Genomic DNA, 6,907 nt, shown 5'->3' with positions numbered 1-6,907 from the left:
GTTTCTGCCAAATCTTTTGCTGTTTGACTTTCTTTTTGAGCCTGATCAGCTTTATCTTTAGCATCAATGATGTCTTTATTTTGTTCCTTTACTTTATTATTTAATTGGTCAAATAACTCTTGTGGAACCTTGTCATACAATGAACTTAGTATCTTTTGATACAATCTTCGCAACTCATCATTTTGATCAACAATTTCACGATAATCACCAAATACATAGTTATCTTGTGTAGGATTTTTAAAAGATTCATCACCAGCAATAGCTCGCGCTTCAAGATACAACTTAGGTGTAAACCCTTCATCTATAATTCGAATTGTATCTCCTTCATTGATTTCTTCATGTGATAAACCAGGTATTCTTGCTATATTTTGTGCATCGACTCCATAAGAAACGGAAGCATTCACAAGCTTACCCATTTCCGTTTTCATTAAAGTCAAAAGTCTCTCAGGAGACATATTTTGATCGTCTGTTTGTGGAGTGTAGAAAGCGAATTTATGTTTTCCGTTCTCATTCCAGCGTTGGTAAGCTGCATCATCTACAAGATAAGGAACCCCCTTATTTATGGGTGAGATTGTAATGAATTCCCCATTTTCTTTTTTTACAAAACCTAATAAAGCTGTACAAATGCTTTGAGAGTTCTCAATACGTTTAATTCCTATTAAATCTTTACCAAAGGTTACTTCTTTTCTTGTATCTCTTCCTCGTTTCTGAGCCATATCCACATAGCGTCCAACGATTTTAGAACCAACAACTTCAGCACGATATTGAAGTTCTAATTCAAATGAAGCGGCAATTTTCTTAAGTAAATCCAATGGATCTGTAAATTCTTCAATTACCATTGAATGCGCTCCATCATGTTCGGTTTTACCTATTGTCCACTTCGTCCCTTTAAGAGCTATTTCCATACATTGTTTCAATGTTTTACTTTCTAATTTTTGTGGTTCAATAATTCCTGCTTTAGCAAGCTGAATCCATTCACCAGATGCATAAACCATTAATGATCTATCTTTAGAATCTTTTTCCGTTTCTGTAATGACATAAGGAACGATTCTACCACCACGTACTTCCTTTAGTACTAAATTTTGTTGTACAAGTGTTGCTGCATGATCTGTATTTTCAAATATCCTAAACTCTAGAGTATCGATATTATTTTTGATTTCCCAATGTCGTTTGTCATCCCAATAGTCTTTAGGCTGTATATCTGAAACGATTTGATTTGTTTTAAAATCAACGACATGTAAGTCTCCACTTGGTGTTCTCATCTAAACCGCTCCCTATACGTTAATTCCGCTATTCCTACATTAGCTGGTCGTATTATGACTGCATTTTGCCCTCGCTTTATAACAGGGAATGAACTAAATATATCTTTTAATGCAATTGCATTTGTACCGTTTATTGTTACTAATGATCTTTCTGTATCTATCTGTATTTTGTCTCCTATATCAAAAATATAAGGAGTCTCGTCTATTGTTAAAGTATTAATCTTCCAAAACTTAACATCTTCAATAAACGCGACATCAACTGGCGGATTTGCACCATAAGCAATACACCCTACAGCTATTTTTGCTACTGGTCTAGCTGTCATAGGGTTACTGTCAGAATTGTCTCGCCATGTACGAACAAAACTAGCATCATCTATTTCGGTGTTCTTACGATATTTAGCAAAATAGAAGCTCCATTCTTTCCCTCTGCGAGCTACTGAAACGTGTCCTCTAAAGTCGTTAAATGTATCAGAGTACATGCCCATCTCGTCAGCAATCCACTTTCTAGAACTTCCTGGATCAATAATTGCTTGTGCTGTTGTCATTTCATGACTCATATATTCATCAGCCATTGCTAATTCAACTATCACATTGTCATTAGCATCTAAAAGCATGACTACCGTTTTGCCCATTCTGTTCCAATGTTCAGACTGAAAATTCATTTGTACATCAATTTTAAAATCTTGAATAACTCCACTTGTATTAGGAATTGTTCTCTTCATAAATGGACCATGCCACTCATCATTCGCTCCCGTTCCATACGAATCGGGTGTAAAAGCGTATCCTTGCCAAACTTTCATAGCCCCTGAACTTTTATAAATTCCTATTTTTCCAGTTATCGCTTCCCAAATGGTTAAATTAGTCATTTCATCCCATATGAGACGATCATTTTGTTTCACAACACGAGTTTTTACCCCTGTGGGATAACCAATCCTAAAATATTCATCATCATTCCATACATCGAGATAAGGACTCTGTGCGCCCACCTTTATATCAATAATTGGATTTGACTCTACAGAACCTTTATTAAGAAAACTAGTTTTTAAGTCACCATTTGCGATAGCCAAGGTTTTCTTTTGTACAGGACCTAACTTATATGGCATTGGGCAAATGAAAGTAAGAGTCCCTATTCCAAGTGTTACAAACTCATCTGGATCAAAACTGTCATCCACAACTGCTAAATATGTTCTATTGGGTTCTACATCAAAAATAAGCTCTACTGGTTGATCTGTTATTAACCAACTTGCAATTTCTTCTTTTAACATTTCTAAATCAGCATCATCAGGAACTATAATCCCTACAGGAATTGATAAAACACGCATTTCTGTTTGTGTATTTAATAATCTTGCTCCTGGATATCCTGGGGTACGTAGAAAATTCCGTTTCAATGGTGCCCAAGTTGGTCTTTTCCAACCTTTTGCAATTTGGATATACCTTTTACGTTCATTGTTAAATTTGAAAGAGCTCATTTTGACACCTCATTTCTTTATAAAATAAAAGAAACCCAAACCTAAAAGTCTGAGTTTCGTTTTTCTTCTCTTTCTTGGTACTCGGTTGTATATCGATAAGTACCACGTGCCACATCTCGTCCATCTAAAACAACAGGAACTTCCACAACTAAATCACCGCCAAGCATTGGAATGACTCCACCGCCAGGTGATCCTGAAGAATAATTAATCACTTGATTCGCAACACCAGCTGCCATAGCTTGTCTACTATTTGACATATTTCCATACACACCACTCATAACACTCTTTAACCCTGATAATTGACTCATTGAACTAGCCATCATCCGGCTCATATCACTCATTAGTTGATTCATAGTTCCAGTGATACCGAGAGATCTTTCTTTTGAAGATAACGGCGTAACTGTAATTGAATTCCCTCTCTTAGTAAAGAGCTCAGGACCAGCTTCACCAGTTATGAAAGAGCCATCACCGACAGGCTTCCCGCCTTTAGCAAGCATAGGTACATGTGGGATAGTCGGCGCGCTAACTCCTGGTATATTGTTTAATAATTCTGCTGGTGTATTAAAGCCATCTATAAATTTATTTATGATACGAATAATTCCATTGATAGCTGTACGAATACCACTTTTAATACCATCCCATACGCCTAATACTGCTGATTTCATGCCTTCAAATGCTCCACTAACCGCATTTGTCACCCAACGAACAGGAATCATAATGGCTTCTTTTAATCCATTCCAGACAGAAGATGCGGTTGACTTTATACCTTCCCAAATGTTTGAAAGTGTAGATTTAATACCATTCCAAATACTACTGCTTGTGCTACTAATCATGTTCCAAACCGTTGAAATGGCTTCTTTGATGCTATTGAATACAGAACTTGCTGTGGAAACAATTGCGTTCCATAAGCTAGATAGATAGCTTTTAATCGTATTCCACACTGCACTTGTTGTGGAACTAATCGTATTCCATGTATTCACAATCCAATCTTTTATTGAGGTGAATATTGGCGTTACAAAAGCTACTAACCCGTTCCAGCATGATTGTAAGAAATTCTTAACAGCATTCCATACAGACATCGTTGCTGAACTGATTGTATCCCACACAGCAATAATCCAGGACTTGATTTTTTCAAAAATCGGCATAACAAACGCTACAAGTCCATTCCAACAGGAAACTAAGAAATTCTTAATTGTTTCCCATACAAAACTTGTAGTAGAACTAATGGTATTCCAACATTCAGAAATGAAATTCTTGATACTTTCAAATATTGGCGTAGCAAAGTATAAAATAGCCGTCCAAATTGCTTGTAAGTATTGAGTAATAAAATCCCATACAGTTTGAATCACTGTGGAAATGCCATTCCAAATCATAGAGAAGAAATCAGCAATCCCCTGTAAAATAGGAGTTAGAAAGGCAACTAATCCATTCCAAGTTTCTTGGAAGAACTCACTAATCGCCGTCCACACTTCAGAAGTGGTTTGGCTGATACTATTCCAAACTTCTGATAGTGTTTCAACTACTCCATCCCAAATTCCAGTCAAATACTCCACGATAGCATTCCATGTTTCCGTAGTCGTTTCAACAATCGAATTCCATGTTTCAGATAGAGACTCCACGATTCCATTCCATAGTTCTGTTAAAAATTCTTTAATGGCATTCCAAGCTGAAGAAGTAGATTCACTCATACTTTCCCACATTTCAGTTGCCCATTGGGATATTCCCTCCCAAATTCCTGTTAGAAATTCTATAACGGAATTCCAAACTTCGATGGTCCATTTTTGGATATCATCCCAGTTTTTATAGATGGCAATTCCTATAGCTGCTATAGCGGCTATGATAAGAGGAATACCAGCAACAATTCCTGCTGCTGCAGCCGCTCCAATACTAAACAAACTCATGACCGCCATAACGATCGGAGCAAGAGCCATAACCGCGCCAGAAATGACACCAATAGCAACAGCAATCGCTGTTAACGTTGCTGCTAATTCAGGATTATTAGAAATCCATTCAGCGAATTTAGAGACAAGATCTGCTATAACTGCAAGAACAGACTGAAGAGCAACTTGTAAATCTTGCATTGCTTGTTGAAATTTAACCGCTGGAGATGCATCTATTTTAGAAGTAGCACCTTGTAAGTCTTCTACTCCTTTTTTTAAATCGACTTGTTTACCTTCCGCTTTCAAAATGGTATCGATGATTTTCTTCCCTTGGTCTTCCCAAAGAGTACCGAACATCTTCGTGCCAAGTACATTTCTGTCTGTTGCATTTTCAACACCAGCTAAAGCCTTAGTTGCCTCAAGCATAGCCTTTTGTCCATTTTCACCACCGCCAGCAATTGCCTGACCCCATTTTTCAAACTGATCCGCCGAGATTTTTGTTTTATCTAAAACCGCTTGCATAGATTTATCTACACCCGCACCAAATTCGGCCATTTTAATACGACCTTCTTTTACACCCGATATGTTCAACAGGATTCGCAACATCCTGCCAGTTCTCTTATGAACTTCTGTACATCACTATACAGACCAGACTATATCATCATCTTTTATATAAGATGCTCCCCATTTCGGATGTCATCAGCTTACACCCTACGCTTTTCAGCTAGTCGTTGCACGTTCCTTTGTTAAAGGCTTCGCTCAGTATTGTCTCTTTTGAGAGTTCCACTGAATTAAAGGAGTTTTCTATGAATGTCGCCACTCATAGGGACAATCATTTATCCAATAGGTTATCAATATTCCAACTTTTAGTATCTACTCCTGCTGACATGATTCCTTGGACTTCTTTAGCCGAAAATCCAGCTTGAATCATCTGATCCCCATATTCAGCAATAATATCTAATTGTTCTGGTGGAAATCCTGTTTTTAATAATGTATTAACTAGTCCCAATGCTTCCTCGTTAGTAATACCTAACGTCGCACCAATCTCATTGGTTTCTTGTATAAGTTCATTAAAATCAATTCCAGCATAGGATGCTGCAATAGTTGCTGCCCCTTTAACCACAGCGGCATTTGTTTCATCAGAAGCATCCTTATTTAATGCCCATTGTCTGCGAACACCTTCTAACGCTTCTTCAGCGTCAATACCATAAGTACTAACGCCCCTAATAGCTTCTTCCACTGATTTTTTCGAAGACTCTGGAACATCAAAAGTGATATCAATCTTAGTTTTCAATTTCGACATATCCATTGCTTTTTCAACTGCACTAGCAATACCGCCACCAGCTGCCATTCCACCAATGACGTTTTCAAGTCCTACTTGGAGCCCTTCAAACTTCTTCTCTGTTCTCTCAGCTTCTTGTTGTAAATCTCTCAGCTCATTTCGAACTTGTTGAATTGAATTTCCAGCATCGACAGATCGTAGCGCACGTTGTAACTTTTCAATATCAGCTTCAGTTCCTAAAGCTTCACGACCAATCAGACCGATTGCTTGTTCTAACTGTCGACTTGTAGCCGATCCACTTTTAATTGCATGTACAAGACGATTACCTAATGCGCCTGAAAAATCATCAACGCTTTTTCCTGTAGCTCTAAACAATGTTTCTAATTGCCTTGTAGAACTCGCTACATTCTCTTGTTCAGCTTTCATGTTTCCGAGTTTATTTTTCAGACCATTAAGCGATCCTTCTGTAAATTCAATTTCACGTCTGAATGCACGATATTGTTCTTCAGAAATTTTACCGTTTTGAAATTGAGCTTGTACTTGTTGTTCCGCTGCTTTCAACTTATCTAGCTTTTGCGTTGTATTCTCAATCTGTTGTGTAAGTAACTGTTGTTTTTGCGCTAATGCTTCCACATTACCAGGATCAAACTTTAACAAACGCTCCACATCTTTTAATTCTTTAGCTAAAGAATCGCTTTGTTTATTAACATCTTTTAGAGCGTTTTGTAACGGTTGAGTGTTACCATTAATTTCAATCGTAATACCTTTAATTCTTCCTGCCATTTTCTCACTCCTTTCTTAGAATGAATCGAAGTCTTTTTGATTTGCTTTTCTAATTTTTTCTTTATCTGGATTCTCCATTTCAGCGAATTCAGAAATGTAATCAAAACAATCACCGATCGTCATAATTTCCAAATCCCAATGTGTTAATTTCGCTTTATAACAAAGAGCAAGGAACGTGTCAGTGGTTAATTCTTCATCACTGAACGTTCCTTGCTCTCCATTACTTTTCTT

At 37.3% G+C, this 6,907-nt stretch carries 4 protein-coding genes and 1 pseudogene; all 5 read right to left on the bottom strand.

Translation table 11 applies throughout. The features are described from left to right. Positions 1–1,262: phage tail spike protein (locus tag ACQRBL_RS27910; RefSeq protein WP_427736039.1), on the bottom strand; the 1,262-nt coding region annotated here is incomplete at its 3' end. Beyond that, positions 1,259–2,731, bottom strand: a complete 1,473-nt coding sequence (locus ACQRBL_RS27905; RefSeq protein ID WP_411996709.1) for a distal tail protein Dit — start codon at positions 2,729–2,731, stop codon at positions 1,259–1,261. The genes ACQRBL_RS27910 and ACQRBL_RS27905, both read right to left, overlap by 4 nt. 41 nt (positions 2,732–2,772) lie before the next feature. Next, the gene (locus ACQRBL_RS27900) at positions 2,773–5,166 is read right to left on the bottom strand and encodes a phage tail protein (protein WP_411996712.1); all 2,394 of its coding nucleotides are present in this window, start codon (positions 5,164–5,166) and stop codon (positions 2,773–2,775) included. Between the two features lie 277 nt (positions 5,167–5,443). Next, positions 5,444–6,676: a hypothetical protein gene (locus tag ACQRBL_RS27895; RefSeq protein WP_411996710.1), complete on the bottom strand. Its 1,233-nt coding sequence runs from the start codon at positions 6,674–6,676 to the stop codon at positions 5,444–5,446. 15 nt (positions 6,677–6,691) lie between these two features. Beyond that, positions 6,692–6,907, bottom strand: a pseudogene (locus ACQRBL_RS27890) (hypothetical protein); the annotation flags it as partial.

This window comes from Bacillus sp. AF62 (genome assembly GCF_050312695.1).
GTDB classification, from domain to species: Bacteria; Bacillota; Bacilli; order Bacillales; family Bacillaceae_G; genus Bacillus_A; species Bacillus_A cereus.
Note: the sequence above shows the minus strand (reverse complement) of the source record. Positions and strands in the feature narration are given on the sequence as shown.

What these genes read in the sequence shown, in the direction of transcription:
- ACQRBL_RS27900 (WP_411996712.1), bottom strand. Translation starts at nt 5,166, where the DNA reads ATGGCCGAATTTGGTGCGGGTGTAGATAAATCTATGCAAGCGGTTTTA.
- ACQRBL_RS27905 (WP_411996709.1), bottom strand. Translation starts at nt 2,731, where the DNA reads ATGAGCTCTTTCAAATTTAACAATGAACGTAAAAGGTATATCCAAATT.
- ACQRBL_RS27895 (WP_411996710.1), bottom strand. Translation starts at nt 6,676, where the DNA reads ATGGCAGGAAGAATTAAAGGTATTACGATTGAAATTAATGGTAACACT.